Source organism: Anaplasma bovis (assembly GCF_036903315.1).
Lineage (GTDB): Bacteria > Pseudomonadota > Alphaproteobacteria > Rickettsiales > Anaplasmataceae > Anaplasma > Anaplasma bovis.
Map to the genome: position 1 here is coordinate 1 of NZ_JAWLNY010000081.1, position 3,162 is coordinate 3,162.

Annotated in this window: 2 protein-coding genes; both read left to right on the top strand. The window is 42.9% G+C overall.

What is annotated here, in order from left to right:
• Positions 1 to 911 precede the first annotated feature (911 nt).
• Positions 912 to 2,465, top strand: coding sequence for a lysine--tRNA ligase (locus R4I06_RS04585; protein WP_334414407.1), 1,554 nt, complete (start codon positions 912 to 914; stop codon positions 2,463 to 2,465).
• A 120-nt stretch (positions 2,466 to 2,585) separates the two neighbouring features.
• On the top strand, positions 2,586 to 3,017 hold the full coding sequence (locus tag R4I06_RS04590; RefSeq protein WP_334414409.1) for a hypothetical protein: 432 nt from the start codon (positions 2,586 to 2,588) through the stop codon (positions 3,015 to 3,017).
• Positions 3,018 to 3,162 lie beyond the last annotated feature (145 nt).

Here is a 3,162-nt window from a genome sequence, read left to right on the forward strand (position 1 = left end):
ACTGCATGGCAGAATGTTAGACGCAGTTTTTGGCAGTAAAAACGGTACTATGGTCTTGACTCTTGGCCATACTGTACCTCATTAGAAAAAGCCTGTGAGAGATACAAATTTCCTAGAAAATATCTCTTGCACATCGATGCCCAGTGAATCATACATATTCAGAAATAATGGACAAGAGCAACAAAAATAGTGGTGTCATTAGATACTTATCATCTTGGTTTATATATGCCAGTTATCCTACTAATATTCGGCATAAATTTTCTACATATCGGGATATATTCTCGACATTCATAGAGTGCGATATAACAAAGTTATTGCAACGAGTGGAGATAATGATGTGTGATATTAATGTTTTTTTGTGCGTTGAAAATCTTATTCCTTCGCGCCAAAACAAAAATCTAGCAGATAATTCTATGGGACGAGCCAGTACAAGACGGATATTTTATACGCAATATGACAATTCCTAAAGAATTCGCATATAATCAAGCCATCATATCGCATAGTATTATTTCACCAATAGCTCATTATTTGCCCACGTTAGTTACCTCAATCAACGTTTTACAGAAAGCCCCTAGTACTATAAACTCAAACGAACTGCCCTTAGAACAGTGTATTACCGGTGATTAGTTTGTACAAACTTCCATCCTGTAAAGATTGGAAAATTGCTCTTACAGTACTCTAACTTGCTACTCTATGCGTACGCAAAAATTTACTGGAAATGTACGTGCGTCAACACAAAGTATCCGCGCAGTGGCGTATACACGGACTTTTGCTCTTCGCTGCACAGAAATGCTTGGCGCAATTTGGTTTACGCATACGCTTTGATTAGTTTCGGCATAAACTATGCTTAGTGGTTGAAGCGTATTATCTTATGCTGTAGAATGGCAGACGCGGTAGTAAGTAGCCCAATTATGGAGAAATTGGTTTCTTGGCCTTTTGTAGAAGCCGAGAAGGTGTTGCACACCTTTGGTGACAGTAAAGAGATTATACTGTCTACTGGTTACGGGCCTTCAGGGTTGCCGCACATAGGCACTTTTGGTGAAGTGCTTAGAACAGTTTTCGTAGCAAATGCTATCCGTGAAATCTCTCCCGGAACAAAGACAAGGATTCTGGCTTTTTCAGATGATATGGATGGGCTGCGGAAGGTACCTGATAATCTGCCAAACCGTGATATGCTTACCTCCCATTTAGGCAGGTTGCTCTCTTCTATACCAGATCCCTTCGGTACTGCCCCAAGTTACGCACACCATATGAATGATACATTCTGCGCATTCTTGGATAGATTCGGGTTTGAGTATGAATTCAAAAGTGCTACAGAATGCTATAGATCGGGCATCTACGACGATGTGTTGCTGAAGTTGCTTAAAAAATATGATGATGCGGTTGGAATACTGCTACCTACTCTCGGTGAAGAGCGGCAAAAAACGTATAGTCCTTTTCTGCCCTTATGTCCCGAAACATCAAGGGTCCTTCAGGTACCTATAGTGAGGACTGACCCAGAACGTGGCACGGTTTGCTATGAGAATGACAGAGGTGATCTTGTTGAGGTCCCGGTAACTGGCGGTAAATGTAAATTGCAATGGAAAGCGGATTGGGGCATGCGTTGGGCTGCTTTTGGGGTCCAATTTGAGTCTCATGGAAAAGATCTTACTCCGTCTACTAAGCCCTCCTCCGAAATATGCAAGTTGCTGGGAAGACAGCCCCCGGTGTTATTTCCCTATGAGCTCTTCCTTGATTCTGAAGGAAAAAAGATATCAAAATCAAAGGGTAACGGCTTTACTGTTGATGAGTGGCTTGCTTGTGCGCCGTATGAAAGCCTTGCTCTATATATGTTCTTGAATCCTAAAAGGGCAAAGCGTCTGTGCGCGGACGTAGTGCCGAAATTTGTTGATGACTATCTTTCTTTGGTGGAAAAATATCACAAAGAACCGTGCCTGGACAATCCTGTATGGCATATACACAATGGGAAGGTACCTGAGTTAGAGCTCTATGGTCTGACGTTTTATTTACTCATCAATACTGCTTCTGCGTGCAATGCAGATGGTGTAGAGATGTTGAAGAAGCTCATAAAAAGATACAAAGGAAATGTTGATACAGAGGACAATGCTCTGCTCTTGAAACTTCTCGAGTGTTCTGTAGAGTATTGCAAAATGTTTATTATGCCAAATAGGTCATTTCGCACTCCTACTGATAGTGAGATAGTGATGCTTTTGGACTTAGTGGAAACGATATCAAACATGGATGATGAAGCGTCCTCAGATGAGGTGCAGTACAATGTGTTTGAAGTTGGTAAGAAATATTATCCTAATGACCTACGTTCTTGGTTTAAGATGCTGTACGAGGTATTATTGGGTCAGAGCGATGGTCCAAGATTTGGCTCTTTCGTTAAGCTCTACGGTAGGGAAAATACAATACAGTTAATAAGGCGCGCTGCCGCTCAAGCCAATGGTATGGGAGAAAGTTGAAACTCCTACGGTCGCTCATAGTCTTTGCCGCGTCCTTGCGGCCTATTTCCTTTTTAATGGACAATGTATTCTAACGCATAGTATTTGACACACCAAGATGGTATGCTATCCTAGTGCACCATGGTCCATAGGTCCGTTATGCTTGTTAGGTTTGTCGTAGTGTGCTCTGCACTTTTTGCGCTGAGTGGGTGTTTATTGCACGTGCAACATAACGGGTATCCATTGGCAAATATAAAGCATTGGGAAAGTGTAAAGGAAGGCGCAACAAGAGCTGACGTGGAAAGGACGTTGGGGTATCCCGTAATTGAAGAGGGGGATTCTTGGATATATCCTTCATGTCTTGTATACAGAGCAGCTGCTTCAATTGTGCAGAGGTATAGCTGTGACGTACTAAAGGTGACTTTTGACAAGGAAGGTAAGGTCATGGAGATTGAGCGTTTTCACACTCCCGAACGCCGATTAAGAAAGATTTCAAGACCTGGAGTGCCGGTAACAGGTGTTAATGACGGCCTGTTGAGAAGACTGAGTAGCGCTATAGGCGTGACCGGATAGTAATTCTAATTTTAGACAAGACTTGTGTGTTTTTACGGATAGTTTGAGCGTCGCAAAACCGCCGCGGAACATATTATATCTCTCGAGCACCGAGCACCGAGCACCGAGCACCGAGCACCGAGCACCGAGCACCGAGCACCGAGCA